Genomic DNA, 16663 nt, shown 5'->3' with positions numbered 1-16663 from the left:
GGAGTCCATGCCCACCGCAGCCGTTCCCCCCGCCGACCCGGCCGGCCCCGTGCTCGTCGTCGACTTCGGGGCGCAGTACGCCCAGCTCATCGCCCGGCGCGTCCGCGAGCTCGAGGTCTTCTCGGAGATCGTCCGTCACCGCATCACCCCGGCCGAGGTGGCGGCCAAGCGCCCGTCGGCGCTGATCCTGTCGGGCGGGCCGGCCAGCGTGTACGTCGAGGGCGCCCCGCTGCTCGATCCGGAGATCTACGAGCTCGGCGTCCCCATCCTCGGCATCTGCTACGGCGCCCAGCTGCTCGCCCTCCAGCTCGGCGGCGATGTCGACCGTGGCGCCCGCGGCGAGTACGGCCGCACGTCGATGCGTCGTGATGCCCCCTCGCTGGTGCTGCCCGACGACGCGCCCGAGACCCACGACGTGTGGATGAGCCACGGTGTGGCCATCAAGACGCCGCCGCCGGGATTCACCGCCACCGCGTCGACGGCCGACGCCCCCGTGGCCGTGCTCGAGAACGAGGAGCGGCGCATCTACGGCGTGCAGTTCCACCCCGAAGTTGGGCACACGCCCTACGGCATGGGGGTCTTGCGGCGGTTCCTCCACGAGCGGGCCGGCGCCCGGCCGACATGGACGATGTCGTCGATCGTCGACGAGCAGGTCGCCAGGATCCGCGAGCAGGTCGGCGAGGGCCGGGCGATCTGCGCCCTCTCGGGCGGCGTCGACTCGGCGGTCGCCGCAGCGCTCGTGAACCGGGCGATCGGCCACCAGCTCACGTGCGTCTACGTGGACACCGGCCTGATGCGCCTCGGCGAGAGCGCCGACGTCACCGAGACGTTCCGCCGGGAGATGGGCCTCGAGCTGATCCACGTCGATGCGGCCGATCGCTTCTTCGCCCGCCTCGACGGCGTCACCGAGCCCGAGGAGAAGCGCAAGGCGATCGGCGACGAGTTCATCCGCATCTTCGAGGAGCACACCGGTGGGCTGGTCGAGGCCGGCTTCCTCGTGCAGGGCACCCTGTATCCCGACCTCATCGAGTCCGGAGGCGCCGACGGCACCGCTGCCGTGATCAAGAGTCACCACAACGTCGGTGGGCTCCCCGAGGACATGAAGCTCGAGCTCATCGAGCCCTTGCGGGACCTGTTCAAGGACGAAGTGCGCAAGCTCGGCCTCGAGCTCGGCTTGCCCGACCACATGGTGTACCGCCAGCCGTTCCCCGGTCCCGGCCTCGGCGTGCGCATCATCGGTGAGGTGACCCGCGAGAAGGTGGCCTTGCTCCAGCGGGCGGACGCGATCGTGCGGGCCGAGATCGCCGCCGCCGGCCTCGAACGGGAGATCTGGCAGTCGTTCGCCGTGCTCGCCGACATCCGGTCGGTCGGGGTGATGGGTGACGAGCGCACCTACGGCCACCCGATCATCATCCGCGCCGTCACCAGCGACGACGCGATGACCGCGGATTGGGCGCGCCTGCCGTATGACCTGCTCGAGAGGATGTCGAACCGCATCATCAACGAGGTCCATGGCATCAACCGCGTGGTGTACGACGTCACGTCGAAGCCGCCGGGCACGATCGAGTGGGAATAGGCCCTCACGATGTGGGTCGGCGCCTGTCCGCGATTTTGATGACGTTTGTCGCGATCGCGTCGCGATGATTGACATCAGTTCGTAATCTTGGGCTAGGCTGCCGTGCGTCATGAAGCCGTCACGCCGTGATTTCTGGTCCGCCCGTCTCACGTCCGTCCTGGTCGCCGGCGCCGCCATCGTCGCAGCGCCCCTCCTCACCGGAACGGTGGCGGGGGCCGATCCCATCGAGGACCAGCGCAATCGCGTCGAGCAGCTGACCGACCAACTCGAGGCGTTGGAGGAGCAGGCCGACATCCTGGCCGAGGAGTTGGTCGTTGCCACCGACGAGCTCCGCCAGCTCAACGAGGACGTCGCAGACGCCGAAGAGGCCGTCGCTGCCCAGGAGCAGCGGGTCGCCGAACTGCAGAGCACCCTCGGAGACGTCGCGGTCCAGACCTTCATGGGTGCCGGGTCGGGCGGTCTCGGGGCGCTGTTCTCCAGCACCGACACGCTCACCGCCGATCTCCAGCGTGACGAGCTCGCCCGCGTCGCGCTCAACTCCGGCACCGCCGACTCCGACGACCTCGAGCGGGAGCTCAACCAGCTCGCCGAGGACAAGGACGACCTCGAGGAGAAGCGGGGCGAAGCCGAGGACAAGCAGGCCGAGGTCGCCGACGCCCAGGAGGCGACCGAAGCGCAGAAGGCCGAATACCAGCAGGCTCGGGCCGAGGCCGAGGCCGAGCTCGGTGACCTCATCCGCGAGGAGGAGGAGCGCCGGGCCCGCGAGTCGTACGAGCGCATGCTGGCCGAGCAGGCCGCCGCCCAGGCGGCGGCCGAACAGGCCGCCCAGCGCCAGCAGGCGCAGCAGCAGCAGCAGGCCGACACCGCTCGTCCCACCGTCACGCCGCCCTCGGGTGGTGGCAACTCGGGCGGCAGCAACAACTCCGGCGGCGGCAGCAACAACTCGGGCGGTGGCAACTCCGGGGGAAGCTCGAACGGCGGCAACTCCGGCGGCGGTGGCAGCTCCGGCGGTGGTGGCTCGTCCGGTGGTGGCGGCGGAGGCGGTGGCGGTGGCGCCATCCCACCGGCGTCGTCCCGAGCGGGCGGCGCGGTGAACGCCGCGATGAGCGAGCTCGGCACGCCGTACCGGTTTGCCGCGGCCTCTCCGGGCGTCGCCTTCGACTGCTCCGGGCTCACGTCCTGGGCATGGGGCACCGTCGGCGTGTACATGCCGCACCAGTCGGCCCAGCAGTACGCCTCATTGCCGCACGTGTCGGCCGCCCAGCTGCAGCCCGGCGACCTGATCTTCTTCTACTCGCCGATCAGCCACGTCGGCATGTACATCGGCAACGGCCAGATGGTGCACGCCCCCAACACGGGATCGGTCGTCAATGTGACCAGCGTCAACTTCGGCAAGGCGGTCGGTTTCGCCCGCCCGGGCTGACGCCACGGCCCATCCCGGGCACCACGCTCAGGGTGTCTGCAGCAACGCGATGAGCGACGACGTGTCCCACCGCGACCCGCCGCGGGCTTCGACCCGCTCGTAGAGCTGGTCGACGAGCGCGGCGACGGGGAGACTGGCGCCGATGCGTCGAGCCTCGCCGAGGGCGATGGCGAGATCCTTGCGCATCCACTGCACGGCGAAGCCGAAGTCGAACTCGCCGCGTGCCATCGTGCGCGCCCGGTTGTCCATCTGCCAGCTCTGGGCGGCCCCCTGACCGATCACGTCGGCCACGAGGTCGACGTCGAGGTCGGCTCGCGCTGCGAAGTTGATCGCCTCGGCGAGTCCCTGGACGATGCCGGCGATGCAGATCTGATTGACCATCTTCGTGAGCTGGCCGGCGCCCACCGGCCCGAGGTGTTCGCACTTCTTGGCGTAGGCGGCGATCACGTCACGGGCCGCGGCGAACGTCGACGGCTCGTCGGCACCGCACATGACGGTCAGCTGCCCGTTCTCGGCGCCCGCCTGCCCGCCGGAGACGGGGGCGTCGACGAATCCCACGCCGGCCGCCGCGCACCGACCGGCCAGCTCCCGAGCCAGGTCGGCCGAGGCGGTCGTGTGATCGACGAGGATCGCTCCGCGCTCCATCGCCCCGAGGGCACCCTCGTCGCCGTACACGACCGAACGGACGTCGTCGTCGTTGCCGACGCAGACCATCACGAGCCGTGCGCCGGCGACGGCGGCGGCGGGCGTCGCGGCGGACGCCTGGCCGTTGGCGGCGACCCAGGCCTCGGCGCGGGCAGCGGTGCGGTTGTACACCGTCACGTGGTGGCCGGCGGCCGCGAGGTGGCGGGCCATCGGTGCGCCCATCACGCCGAGTCCGAGGAAGGCGATGTCTGTCATGTCGTGTGCTCCGATCGGAAGGGTCCAGAGAACCCGTCGTGTTGGCCCTGTTCGGACGTCGTCCGCATGGTCGCACTCCAGGGCCATCTGCTGCCAGCGAACCCGCCCGGCGACCATCGCGGACCGACCCTTGGCGACGCTGCACGCTCGAATCGGGTGCCGGACGGGCGCCCCAACTACGGTGACCGGTCGTGACTGAGGGCATCGATCCGGAAGGCATCGACACGGAGAAGGTCGGTGCGTGGCTCACGGCCAACGTCGCGGGAGCAGAGCCTCCCTTCCGCTACGACCGGATCGGCGGCGGTCGCTCGAACATGACGTTCAGCGTCGTCGGCGCCAACGGCGACCGGTACGTGCTGCGCCGGCCCCCGCTCGGCCACGTGCTCGCGACAGCGCACGACATGACCCGCGAGCACCGCGTGATCACGGCGCTCGGCCCGACGGCGGTGCCGGTGCCGGCGACGCTCGGCCTGTGCACCGACGAGTCGGTGAACGGCTCGCCGTTCTACGTCATGGAGATGGTCGACGGTGTCGTGGTCGACGCCCCGCCGAAGGCCGAGCCGTTGAGCATGCCGGTGCGGGCGCACATGACCGAGAGCCTCGTCGACGTCCTGGTCAGCCTGCACGACGTCGATCCCGACGCGGTGGGACTGGGCGACTTCGGCCGGCGTGAAGGGTATGTCGAGCGCCAGATCCGTCGCTGGTCGAAGCAATGGGCCGGCTCCAAGACGCGTGACCTCCCCGCCGTGGACGAGCTGGCCACGGCGTTGGCGGACAACATCCCCGAGCAACAAGGGGCGGCGATCACCCACGGCGACTACCGGTTCGGCAACACCATCATCGACCCGGCCACCGGCGACATCGTCGCCGTGCTCGACTGGGAGCTCTGCACGATCGGTGACCCGCTCGCCGATCTCGGCTACATCGGGGTGCACTGGTCCGACGAGGCATCCGACGACGGGCGCCACAACGATCCCACGTCGGCCGGAGGGTTCGGTACCTTCGCCGCCCTGCTCGAGCGCTACGCCAGCAAGTCCACGCGGGACCTCTCGGCGATCGACTACTACGTCGCCTTTCAGTACTGGCGGCTGGCGATCATCCTGGAGGGCGTCTACGCCCGCTACCTCCACGGGGCGATGGGCGACCAGCTCGGCAGTGCCGAGGTCCACGCCATCGGCGACGGCATCTTCGACCTCATCGACGGCGCCCAGGCGGCCCTCGCCCGCTACCGCCCCTGACGGCCGTGCCGACTTCCGAGATAGTGCCTGGCACTATCTCGGAAGTCCCGCGCACCGCGCCCGTCGTCGCGCGTCAGGCGGCTGAGCGGTCGAGGGAGAGCTCTTCGCGGCGCACCATGCGCTTGATGTTGCCGGCATGGCGGACGATGAGCAGGGCGGCCAGGCCGGCCATCGTGACCACCTCCCACGCCGGGCGACCGCTGATCGCCACGCCGATCGGCGTGGCGACGACGGCGACGATCGACGCGATGGCGGCCTTGCGGGTGATGCGCGAGAGCCCGAACCAGATCGCCAGCACGCACAGGCCGACGATCGGATGGAGCGTCAGGGTGACGCCTCCGGCGGATGCCACGCCCTTACCGCCACGGAAGCGCCGGGTCACGGGGAAGACGTGGCCGACGACCGCGGCCAGGCCCAGCGCATGCCCGCCGGCCCGCCCGCCGAGCCACAGCCCGACCAGAGCCGCGACCACGCCCTTGAGCATGTCGAGGAGGAACACGACGACGCCCTTGCGCCAGCCCAGCGTGCGGGTGACGTTCGACGCCCCCGGGTTCCCCGACCCGGACACGTGGATGTCGACGCCCGACGCCGACGCCACCAGATCGGCACTGGGGAACGTCCCGACCAGATAGGCGGGGATGACGGCGAGCCACCACACGGCTCAGCCCAGGGGTGCGGTCGCCTGACGGCGCGACATCAGCCGCACCGGCCGTGAGTGGTCGGCGGCCGGCTTGGGGACGATCGCCAGGTCGACCGCCCCGATCGCGGCCTCTCCGTGGCCGTTGACGCACTCGGGGTCGGGGCCGTCGAGCGGCAGCCCGGTGAAGAACTTGGCGGCCATGCACCCGCCCTGGCAGGCGTCGTAGCTGCCGCAGCTGGTGCACGCACCCGCCGCCTCGGGCTCGCGCAGGCCGAGGAACAGCTCGCTCTCCCGCCAGACCCTGGTGAAACCACCGGGGTCGCGCACCGAGCCGGCCTTGAACTCGTCGTGGATGACGAACGGGCAGGCGTAGACGTCGCCGATCGGGTCGATCAGGCACACGACCCGGCCCGCGCCGCACATGTTGAGCCCGGGCAGCGACACGTCGGCGCTCAGGGCGTTGAGGTGGAAGAAGCTGTCGCCGGTGAGCACCGGGAGCGGCGCCGACGAGTCGCCGTGGAGGAGCAGCCAGTCGAAGATCTGGCGCTGCTGGGCGTTGGTGGGGTGCAGTTCGTGCCAGGAGTCGGCGCCGCGTCCCGAGGGCCGCAGGCGCGTGATGCGCAGCTGGGCGCCGTACGAGTCGGCCAAGGCCTTGAACTCGTCGAGCTGGTCGACGTTGTGGCGGGTGACGACGACGGAGATCTTGAACGGCCCGAACCCGGCATCGGCCAGGTTGTCCATGGCCTGGCGGGCCTTGGCGTACGAACCGTCACCGCGGACGTGGTCGTTGGTGGCGGCGTCGGTGCCGTCGAGGCTGATCTGCACGTCGAGATAGCCGGTGGCGGCGAGCCGGCGGGCGGCGGCCGCATCGAGGTAGGTGCCGTTGGTGGAGAACTTCACGCCGATGGCCAGGCCGCCGTCGGGCGGGGCGACGGCGTGGTCGACGATGTCGAAGAAGTCGCGGCGCAGCATCGGTTCGCCGCCGCCGATGTTGATGTAGAAGACCTGGAGGCGCCGCAGCTCGTCGAGCACGGCGGTGGCCTCGTCGGTGGTGAGTTCGCGCGGGTCACGACGCCCCGACGACGACAGGCAGTGGACGCAGGCCAGGTTGCAGGCGTAGGTGAGCTCCCACGTGAGGCAGATCGGCGCGTCGAGGCCCTGCTTGAGCTGCTGGACGAGGGGCGAAGCGGTCACGGGGCGGCCTCGGGGACCTCGACGAGCAGGCCGGAGTCGGCCAGCGAGGACAGTGCCCCGGCGAACGACGGCCAGCGAGACTCGGCGATGCCACAGCCGGCGAGGGCGGCGGCCGTGGTGGCGTGACGGGGAAGGGCCTCCACCACTCGCACGACGTCGGGGTGCCGGAGGAAGACCAGCTTGCGGTTGCCGTAGTGGTAGGCGAGCGCGCCGAACGGCTCGGGCCGCAGGGCCACCTGTTCGTCGAGCCGCAGGTGGCGATCCAAGACGTCGCGGTCGGTCACCGGTGGGCCGGGCTCAGTAGACGCCGCACATGCCGTCGATGGAGATCTCCTCGACGAGCAGTTCGGTCTCGATCAGTTGCGGTTCGGCCGGCTCGGCGGCGGGCGTGTCGAGCGCGGCGTCGCGGTCGTCGGTGACGGTCGGGCTGTTCATCGGCCAAACGCTAGTGCGTGGACGCCGGCGGCGGCCTGCCCGGTGCGACGCCGGCGGCGGCCTGCCGGTGCGGCCCGCCGGCCCCGTCGCGGCGCCGTCTGGGGTACTTGACACCGGGAGCCTTGCTGTTTACCCTGTCTCGCACACGCCCCAGAACAGAGGTTCCCTGCCCGGCTGCGCCCAGCCCCGTGGCGGGTTGATTCCCTACGCTCTGCGCCGATAGGCTCGTCAGTTGCCGTGCGTCGCCTGTCCTCACACTCACCTCGAGTGCTCGTTCGTCGCGCCCGCACTTCCGTGACTCATCTCGTGACCCCCACCTACCTGTAAGGGAGTGATTCGTGGCCAATGCTTCGGCGTCAACCGCTGTGTCCCGTGAGCGCTACTCGTTCGCCAACCTGCTCGAGCCGCTCGAGCTGCCCGACCTGATCGCCATCCAGCGGTCGAGCTTCGAGTGGTTCCTCAACGAGGGCCTCGCCAACACGTTCCGCGACATCAGCCCGATCAAGGACTTCTCCGAGAACCTCCAGCTCGAGCTGGAGTTCGACCCGTTCGACGAGGATCTTCGTCCGCCGCCCAAGTTCTCCGTCGAGGAGTGCAAGGAAAAGGACATGACGTACTCGGCGCCCGTCTTCGTGCGGGCCCGGTTCATGAACCGCAACACCGGCGAGATCAAAGAGCAGACGGTGTTCATGGGTGACTTCCCGATCATGACGGAGAAGGGCACGTTCATCGTCAACGGGACCGAGCGCGTCGTCGTGTCGCAGCTCGTGCGTTCCCCCGGCGTCATCTTCGAGCCCGGCGAGCGCTACCGCCTGCGTAACCTCACCAAGCACCAGCTGGTCAAGGGCACGATCCATCCCTACCGCGGCGAGTGGATGGAGTTCGACGTCGAGCAGAAGCCCGGCAAGGACGTCACCGCCGGCACCCGCGTCGCCCGCAAGCGTCGCCTCGGCATCTTCATGCTGCTGCGCGCGCTCGGCTACGACGAGGAGGGCGCCCCCGGCTTCCTCGACCGCTTCGTCAACCACTTCGACTTCCTCCAGGGTCAGTGGGACAAGGAGCGCGACCTCGCCCCGACGCAGGACGAGGCCCTCGTCGAGATCTACAAGCGAGCCCGTCCCGGCGAGCCGCCGACCGTGGAGTCGGCCCGCGCCTACTTCCGTAACGCCTTCTTCGAGAGCCGTCGCTACGACCTCAGCCGCGTCGGCCGCTACAAGCTCAACCGCAAGCTCGGCGCCGAGGTTGCCCGTCTCGGTGAGCTGTTCGGCCTCACCGAGGACCAGCTCGACCTGCCCGAAGAGGACCAGAACGTGCTCAGCCGCTGCGAGGTCCTCGCCGCGGTCACGTACATGCTCCACCTCGTCAAGCAGGAGCCCGGCTACCGCCTCGACGATCAGGACCACTTCGCCAACCGGCGCATCCGCTCCGTCGGCGAGCTGATCCAGAACCAGGTGCGCATCGGCCTCAGCCGCATGGAGCGCGTCGTCCGTGAGCGCATGACGACCCAGGACGTCGAGGCGATCACGCCCCAGACGCTCATCAACATCCGCCCCGTGGTCGCCGCGATCAAGGAGTTCTTCGGGACGTCCCAGCTGTCGCAGTTCATGGACCAGGTGAACCCGCTGTCGGGCCTCACCCACCGGCGTCGCCTGTCGGCACTCGGCCCCGGCGGTCTGTCCCGTGAGCGCGCCGGCTTCGAGGTCCGCGACGTCCACTTCAGCCACTACGGCCGCATGTGCCCGATCGAGACGCCGGAAGGCCCCAACATCGGCCTCATCGGCGGTCTGTCCACGTTCGCCCGCGTCAACGAGTTCGGCTTCATCGAGTCGCCGTACCGCAAGGTGGTCGACGGTCGCGTCACTGACGAGATCGTCTACATGGCCGCCGACGAGGAGGAGAACTACGTCGTCGCCCAGGCGAACACCGCCGTCAACCCCGACGGCACGTTCGCCGACGAGCGGGTGCTCGTGCGCCGGTCACCGCAGGCCGCCAACCTCGAGGACCTCAAGCGCATGCTCGAGGCCGAGAGCTTCTTCGGCGCCACCACCGACATCGCCTACGTGCCGCCGGCCGAGGTCGACTACATGGACGTCTCGCCGAAGCAGATCGTCTCGGTCGGCACGGCGCTGATCCCGTTCCTCGAGCACGACGACGCCAACCGGGCCTTGATGGGCGCCAACATGCAGAAGCAGGCCGTCCCGCTGGTGCGGGCCGAGGCGCCCTACATCGGTACGGGCATCGAGGACCGCGCCGCCCGTGACGCCGGCGACCTGATCCAGGCGCTCGAGGACGGCGAGGTCACCGAGGTCACCGGCGACACCATCACCGTCCAGTACAAGACGCTCGGCAAGAAGGTCTACCGCCTGGCCAAGTTCCGCCGCTCGAACCAGGACACCTGCATCAACCAGCGGCCGCGCGTGTTCGAGGGCGACAAGGTCACCAAGGGCACGATCATCGCCGACGGCCCGTCGACCGATCACGGCGAGCTGGCCCTCGGCAAGAACCTCCTCGTGGCCCTGATGCCGTGGGAGGGCTACAACTTCGAGGACGCCATCATCCTGTCGCAGCGGCTCGTGAAGGACGACGTGCTCACGTCGATCCACATCCACGAGCACGAGGTCGACGCCCGTGACACCAAGCTCGGGCCCGAGGAGATCTCCCGGGACATCCCGAACCTCAGCGACGACATCCTCGCCGACCTCGACGACCGCGGCATCATCCGCGTCGGCGCCGAAGTCGGCCCCGGCGACGTGCTGGTCGGCAAGGTCACCCCCAAGGGCGAAACCGAGCTGACCCCCGAGGAGCGCCTCCTGCGCGCCATCTTCGGTGAGAAGGCCCGCGAGGTGCGCGACACGTCCCTCAAGGTGCCCCACGGCGAGAACGGCAAGGTCATCGACGTCAAGGTGTTCAACCGCGACGACGGCGACGAGCTGCCGCCCGGCGTCAACCAGCTGGTGCGGATCTACGTCGCCCAGAAGCGCAAGATCAGCGTCGGCGACAAGCTCGCCGGCCGCCACGGCAACAAGGGCGTCATCTCCAAGATCCTCCCGATCGAGGACATGCCGTACCTCGCCGACGGAACCCCCGTCGACATCATCTTGAACCCCCTCGGCGTGCCGAGCCGGATGAACGTCGGGCAGGTGCTCGAGGCCCACCTCGGCTACTGCGCCCGCTGGGGTTGGGACGACGTCAAGAACGACAAGAAGGTCGGCCGCGAGCCGATCCGCGGCACAGAGTCGAAGACGCGCCCCAACACGACGCCGTCGACGTTCATCGCCACGCCGGTGTTCGACGGTGCCCACTGGGACGAGGTCGACCGGGCCGGGCAGCACCCGACCATCCAGTCGATCCTCGAGAACCTCAACCCCGAGTCGGTGGACGGCCGCCGCCTCATCGGTTCCGACGGCAAGACGACGCTGTACAACGGGCGCACGGGCCAGCCGTACGACAACCCGATCACCGTCGGCTACATGTACATCCTCAAGCTGGCCCACCTCGTGGACGACAAGATCCACGCCCGGTCGACCGGCCCGTACTCGATGATCACCCAGCAGCCGCTCGGCGGTAAGGCCCAGTTCGGTGGCCAGCGCTTCGGTGAGATGGAGGTGTGGGCCCTCGAGGCGTACGGCTCGGCCTACTGCCTCCAGGAGCTGCTCACCATCAAGTCCGACGACGTGCTCGGCCGCGTGAAGGTGTACGAGGCCATCGTCAAGGGCGACAACATCCCCGAGCCGGGCGTGCCCGAGAGCTTCAAGGTGCTCATGAAGGAGATGCAGGCCCTCTGCATCAACGTCGAGGTGCTCGCCACCGACGGCTCCGAGATCGAGATGCGCGACCTCGACGAGGACGTCTTCCGGGCCGCCGAGGAGCTCGGCATCGACATCTCCCGCCCCGAGCGCGGCACCGACGAGGACGACGCAGAGCGCGAAGCCCGCCGGGCCAGCCGTTCCTTCTGAACGCGACGAACTGAGACAGAGAACTACGAGAACGAGAAGAGACGCGAATGCTTGACGTCAACATGTTCGACCAGCTCAAGATCGGGCTGGCCACGGCTGATCACATCCGGCTGTGGTCGCACGGCGAGGTGAAGAAGCCCGAGACCATCAACTACCGCACGCTGCGTCCCGAGAAGGACGGCCTGTTCTGCGAGAAGATCTTCGGACCGACCCGCGACTGGGAGTGCTACTGCGGCAAGTACAAGCGGGTCCGCTTCAAGGGCATCATCTGCGAGCGCTGTGGCGTCGAGGTGACGCGCTCCAAGGTGCGCCGCGAGCGCATGGGCCACATCCAGCTCGAAGCGCCCGTGGTGCACATCTGGTACCTGCGCGGCACCCGCTCGTGGCTCGCCTACCTCCTCGCCGGCATCGAGCCGAAGGAAGAGCTCAAGGCCAAGCAGCTCGAGAAGGTCATCTACTTCGCCGCCAATCTCGTCACCTGGGTGGACGAGGAGAAGCGTCACGAGGATCTGTCGAACCTCGAGAACGAGTACCTCGAGGAGCGCGCGGCCATCGAGAAGGAGCTCGAGCTCGAGATCGACCGCCGGTTCAAGGAGCTCGAGGCCGAGGCCGAGACGGTCGAGGCCGAGGGTGGCGACACCAAGAAGCTGCGCCGTGACGCCGACAAGGACGTCGAGGCCATCCGCGAGCGCTACGCCGTCGAGCTCGACCTCATCGCCCGCACGTGGGACGAGTTCAAGGACCTCCACGCCCGCAAGATCCTCGACGACGAGATCCTGTGGCGCGAGCTGCGCGACAAGTACGGCGACTACTTCGAAGGCGGCACGGGCGCCGATGCCATCAAGAGCCTCATCGACCGCATCGACTTCGACGAGGAAGAGATCAAGCTGCGCGAGGCGATCGACCCGGGTGACTCGGGCCGCAAGCCGCTGAGCGCCCAGCGCCGTCAGAAGGCGATCAAGCGCCTCAAGATCGTCGCCAGCTTCAACCGTCGTGACGAGCACGGGCGCCGCCTCAACGACCCCAAGGCGATGATCCTCGACGTCGTCCCGGTGATCCCGCCCGAGCTGCGCCCGATGGTGCAGCTCGACGGTGGACGCTTCGCCACGTCGGACCTCAACGACCTGTACCGCCGCGTGATCAACCGCAACAACCGTCTGGGCCGCCTGCTCAGCCTCGGTGCGCCCGAGATCATCGTCAACAACGAGAAGCGCATGCTCCAGGAGGCCGTCGACGCCCTGTTCGACAACGGCCGCCGCGGCCGCCCGGTCACCGGGCCGGGCAACCGCCCGCTGAAGTCGCTGTCCGACATGCTCAAGGGCAAGCAGGGCCGGTTCCGTCAGAACCTGCTCGGCAAGCGCGTCGACTACTCGGGCCGTTCGGTCATCGTGGCCGGCCCGACGCTCAAGCTGCACCAGTGCGGCCTGCCCAAGCTGATGGCCCTCGAGCTCTTCAAGCCGTTCGTGATGAAGCGCCTCGTCGACCTCGAGCTGGCGCAGAACATCAAGACGGCCAAGCGCATGGTCGAGCGCAGCCGCCCGCAGGTGTGGGACGTCCTCGAGGACGTCATCAAGGAGCACCCGGTCCTGCTGAACCGGGCGCCCACGCTGCACCGCCTCGGCATCCAGGCCTTCGAGCCGGTGCTGGTGGAGGGCAAGGCCCTGCAGATCCACCCGCTGGTGTGCACGGCCTTCAACGCCGACTTCGACGGTGACCAGATGGCCATCCACGTGCCGCTGTCGGCCGAGGCCCAGGCCGAGGCCCGCGTGCTCATGCTGTCGGCGAACAACATCCTGTCGCCGGCCAGCGGTCGCCCGATCGTGACGCCGACCCAGGACCTCGTGATCGGTGCCTTCTACCTCACCGAGCAGGTCGACGGCGCCAAGGGCGAGGGCAAGGTCTTCCGCCATCTGTGGGAGGCCCTGCGCGCCTACGACGAAGGTGTGCTGTCACTGCACGCCAAGATCACGCTGCGTCGCCCGAACACGTCTGGGGATGGCTCGGACGGCACGTCGTCGCCGGTGGAGACCACCGTCGGCCGGGCCCTCTTCGAGGAGGCGTTGCCCGACGGCTACACCGACCGCTTCGGCCACATCACGAGCGTGGTCAAGAAGCGTGAGATGGGCCTCATCGTGGAGCGGCTGTCGGACTACTACCCGAAGGCCGTCATCGCCGCCGCGCTCGACGCCCTGAAGAACCTCTGCTACCGCTTCGCGTCGCAGTCAGGCCTCACTGTCTCGATCGACGACGTGAAGACGCCGAAGGCGAAGCAGGAGATCCTCGACGGCTACGAGGCGCAGGCCGACAAGGTCGAGTCGCAGTTCCGCCGGGGCGTCATCACCGACGGTGAGCGTCGTCAGCAGGAAGTGCGCATCTGGACCGCGGCCACCGCCGAGGTGCAGCAGGCGATGGAGGCCGAGTTCGCCGCCCAGCGCTTCAATCCGATCGACATGATGGTCGGCTCGGGCGCCCGCGGCAACATGACGCAGATGCGCCAGATCGCCGGCATGCGCGGCCTCGTGGCCAACCCCCGTGGCGACATGATCCCCCGGCCGATCAAGAAGAACTTCCGTGAGGGTCTCGAGACCCTCGAGTACTTCATCGCCACGCCGGGAGCCCGAAAGGGCCTCGTGGACACCGCGCTGCGGACCGCCGACTCGGGCTACCTCACCCGGCGTCTCGTCGACGTCGCCCAGGAGCTGATCGTCCGTGAGGCCGACTGCGGCACCACGCTCGGCATCTGGGTCGAGAACGTCCAGCCCGACACGGCCAACAGCAAGTCGTACCTCGACACCAGCCTGTTCGGCCGGGCCCTGCTCCGTGACACCAAGCTGGCCGACGGCACCGTGCTCCCCAAGGGCACCGTGGTCGGAGAGACCGAGCTCAGCGCCCTGCGCGACGATCCCGACATCACCCGCGTGCAGGTCCGCTCGGTGCTGGCGTGCGACGCCGAGCTCGGCGTCTGCGCCACCTGCTACGGCCGCTCGCTGGCCACCGGCAAGGGCATCGAGCTCGGTGAGGCCGTCGGCGTCATCGCCGCCCAATCGATCGGCGAGCCGGGCACGCAGCTGACGATGCGTACCTTCCACACCGGTGGTGTGGCCGGTAAGGACATCGCCGGCGGTCTGCCCCGCGTCGTCGAGCTGTTCGAGGCCCGCACGCCGCGTGGCGCGGCCCGTCTGGCCCGGGCCACCGGGGTGGTGCGCGTCGGCGAGGACGAAGGCAAGGGCATCCCGGTCACCGTCGTCACCGACGACGGCGAGGAGCACGAGACCATCTTGCCGGTGGGCGCTCGTCCGATCGTCGCCGACGGTGCCGAGATCACCGCCGGTGACCCGATCACCGACGGTCCGTGGGACCCCAAGGACCTCATCGAGATCAAGGGCATCCGCGACACGCAGAACTACCTGGTCGACCAGGTCCAGAAGGTGTACCGCGAGCAGGGTGTGTCGATCCACGACAAGCACATCGAGCTCATCGTTCGCCAGATGACCCGTCGCGTTGGCGTGCAGGAGCCCGGCGATGCCGGCTTCCTGCCCGGTGAGCGCGTGGACGCCAAGGTGTTCCGTGACACCAACCGTCGGGTCGTCGAGGAAGGCGGTCGTCCCGCCGAGGGCCGTCCCGAGATCATGGGCATCACCAAGGCGTCGCTGGCCACCGAGTCGTGGCTGTCGGCGGCGTCGTTCCAGGAGACCACCCGGGTGCTCACCGAGGCCGCCATCGATGGCCGCGGCGACAGCCTCATCGGGCTCAAGGAGAACATCATCATCGGCAAGCTCATCCCGGCCGGTACCGGCATGATGACGTATCGGGAGTTCGACATCGCAGCTCCCGACTACGAGCCGATGACGTTCTACTCGTCCGATGCCGACGAGGCCGATCCGGCCGCGTGGCTGTCGAACATCCACGGCAGCTACGAGGACGGCACGGCGCCGGCCCCGGCGGCCGAGGCGGTTCCCGCCGAGGGCTGACCCCCGCTTCTGCGTCCGCCCGTCCCGATTCGTCGGGGCGGGCGGACGTTTCGCGTGACGGGCCGGTTGCGGTCCGCGCACGAGGCGGCCGCCGCCGACGGCGTCGGAGATGTGTGAGCGGAGGGCGCGGAAACCTGTCGTTCCCGCTCACAGATCGTCGCCAGGCGCAGGTCAGCGGCGGCGGGGGGTGACGATGTCGTCGGTGTGCTCACCGAGTGCCGGTGCGAGGCCGCGCGGGCTCCACGGCGTGGCGCCGAAGTCGACGGGAGTGGCGATCATCGGCGTGACACCAGGGCCGTCGGGGACGTCGACGATGCCGCCGATGTCTCGGAGGACGGGATCGTTGACGACCTCGTAGGGGTCCTGCACGGGTGCCCAGAACATGTCGGGCTCGCCGGCGAAGATCTCTCGCCACTCGGCGAGGGGACGGCGGGCGAACTCCTCGTCGAGCAGCTCGCGCAGCTCGACGGCGTTCTCGGCCCGAGCCATCGCGGTCGCGAATCGTTCGTCGTCGATCCACTCAGGGTGCCCGACGACGCGGGCCAGCGGCGGCCAGTGGCGGTCGCCGACCAGGCCGACGATCCAGAACCGTTTGCCGTCGCCGGCGGTGTAGTTGTTGGCGGTGGGACTGGGCATGCGGCTGCGCTCGCCGATCGCCGGGTGCTGGCCCCAGCCGAGCACCATGTTGAGGTCGAAGCTGATCGTGTACACGCCCTCGCGGTAGAGGGAGGTGGTGACGAGCTGGCCCTCGCCGGTCCGCTCCCGCGAGTACAGCGCGGCGCTGATGCCGCCGGCGAGCGCCAGCCCGGTGTTGTGATCGCCCATCCCGCCGCGCTGGAACGGCAGCTCGCCCCCCTCGGGAGTGAGCAGGTGAGCGATCCCGGCGCGCGACCAGAAGGCGGCGATGTCGAAGGCGGCCTGATCGGCGTCGGCACCGTAGCGGCCGTAGCCCGTGATGTGTCCGTACACCAGGCGTGGGTTACGGGCGAGCAACGTCTGGTCATCGAGCCCGAGCCGGGCGAGCGCCGCCGTGCGCACATTGGTGACGAACACGTCGGCCTCGTCGAGGAGCTCGAGGGCGATGGCGAGGTCCTCGCCGGTGGACAGATCGAGGATCACGCCGCGCTTGCCCCGGTTGTCCATCTCGAACACCGGATTGGTCGGCATGTCCCCGCCGAGCATCTGCTGGAAGAGCCGCGACGGATCGCCTTCGGGCGGCTCGATCTTGACGACGTCGGCGCCCCAGTCGGCGAGGATCCCTCCCGCCGCCGGCGCGGCGACCCACACCCCGAGCTCGACGACCTTGATCCCCTCCAGTGGTCCGGGCATG

At 69.2% G+C, this 16663-nt stretch carries 11 protein-coding genes; 5 read left to right on the top strand and 6 right to left on the bottom strand.

Annotated features, from left to right (window positions below; translation table 11 throughout):
• The first annotated feature begins 7 nt into the window (after nucleotides 1-7).
• Both guaA and DN771_RS19695 read left to right on the top strand, forming a co-directional pair.
• Complete coding sequence (guaA, locus tag DN771_RS19700; RefSeq protein WP_116999274.1) at nucleotides 8-1576, top strand: glutamine-hydrolyzing GMP synthase; 1569 nt, start codon at nucleotides 8-10, stop codon at nucleotides 1574-1576.
• Nucleotides 1577-1685: 109 nt separating this feature from the next.
• Nucleotides 1686-2999 carry a C40 family peptidase gene (locus tag DN771_RS19695; RefSeq protein ID WP_116999273.1) on the top strand — a complete coding sequence of 438 codons (1314 nt, stop codon included), beginning with the start codon at nucleotides 1686-1688 and terminating at the stop codon, nucleotides 2997-2999.
• 27 nt (nucleotides 3000-3026) lie between these two features.
• Here DN771_RS19695 and DN771_RS19690 read toward each other — a convergent pair whose 3' ends face one another.
• On the bottom strand, nucleotides 3027-3899 hold the full coding sequence (locus DN771_RS19690; RefSeq protein ID WP_116999272.1) for an NAD(P)-dependent oxidoreductase: 873 nt from the start codon (nucleotides 3897-3899) through the stop codon (nucleotides 3027-3029).
• Nucleotides 3900-4090: 191 nt separating this feature from the next.
• Between DN771_RS19690 and DN771_RS19685 the strand changes: the two genes are divergently transcribed.
• Nucleotides 4091-5137, top strand: a complete 1047-nt coding sequence (locus DN771_RS19685) for a phosphotransferase family protein (protein WP_116999271.1) — start codon at nucleotides 4091-4093, stop codon at nucleotides 5135-5137.
• A 73-nt stretch (nucleotides 5138-5210) separates the two neighbouring features.
• On the opposite strand, the gene DN771_RS19680 is transcribed toward DN771_RS19685, so the two are convergent.
• The 4 genes from DN771_RS19680 to mftA are packed head-to-tail and all read right to left on the bottom strand — an operon-like array spanning nucleotide 5211 to nucleotide 7406.
• Nucleotides 5211-5795, bottom strand: a complete 585-nt coding sequence (locus DN771_RS19680; protein WP_116999270.1) for a glycerol-3-phosphate acyltransferase — start codon at nucleotides 5793-5795, stop codon at nucleotides 5211-5213.
• Between the two features lie 3 nt (nucleotides 5796-5798).
• Entirely contained in the window at nucleotides 5799-6971 is a 1173-nt protein-coding gene (gene mftC / locus DN771_RS19675) for a mycofactocin radical SAM maturase (RefSeq protein WP_116999269.1), read from the bottom strand.
• Nucleotides 6968-7255 carry a mycofactocin biosynthesis chaperone MftB gene (mftB, locus tag DN771_RS19670; RefSeq protein WP_116999268.1) on the bottom strand — a complete coding sequence of 96 codons (288 nt, stop codon included), beginning with the start codon at nucleotides 7253-7255 and terminating at the stop codon, nucleotides 6968-6970. Before mftB ends, mftC begins: the two co-directional genes overlap by 4 nt.
• 13 nt (nucleotides 7256-7268) lie before the next feature.
• The gene (gene mftA / locus DN771_RS19665; protein ID WP_116999267.1) at nucleotides 7269-7406 is read right to left on the bottom strand and encodes a mycofactocin precursor MftA; all 138 of its coding nucleotides are present in this window, start codon (nucleotides 7404-7406) and stop codon (nucleotides 7269-7271) included.
• A gap of 338 nt (nucleotides 7407-7744) precedes the next feature.
• Between mftA and rpoB the strand changes: the two genes are divergently transcribed.
• Together rpoB and DN771_RS19655 are read left to right on the top strand one after the other, a co-directional pair.
• A complete protein-coding gene (gene rpoB, locus DN771_RS19660) occupies nucleotides 7745-11362 on the top strand; it encodes a DNA-directed RNA polymerase subunit beta (RefSeq protein ID WP_116999266.1) in 3618 nt (1205 codons plus the stop codon).
• A 47-nt stretch (nucleotides 11363-11409) separates the two neighbouring features.
• Nucleotides 11410-15333: a DNA-directed RNA polymerase subunit beta' gene (locus DN771_RS19655; RefSeq protein ID WP_116999265.1), complete on the top strand. Its 3924-nt coding sequence runs from the start codon at nucleotides 11410-11412 to the stop codon at nucleotides 15331-15333.
• A gap of 171 nt (nucleotides 15334-15504) precedes the next feature.
• On the opposite strand, the gene DN771_RS19650 is transcribed toward DN771_RS19655, so the two are convergent.
• A complete protein-coding gene (locus DN771_RS19650) occupies nucleotides 15505-16662 on the bottom strand; it encodes a CaiB/BaiF CoA transferase family protein (protein ID WP_116999264.1) in 1158 nt (385 codons plus the stop codon).
• Nucleotide 16663: the final 1 nt, after the last annotated feature.

It is taken from the genome of Desertimonas flava (assembly GCF_003426815.1).
Taxonomy (GTDB): Bacteria; Actinomycetota; Acidimicrobiia; order Acidimicrobiales; family Ilumatobacteraceae; genus Desertimonas; species Desertimonas flava.
This window is presented reverse-complemented; position numbering and strand designations above follow the sequence as displayed.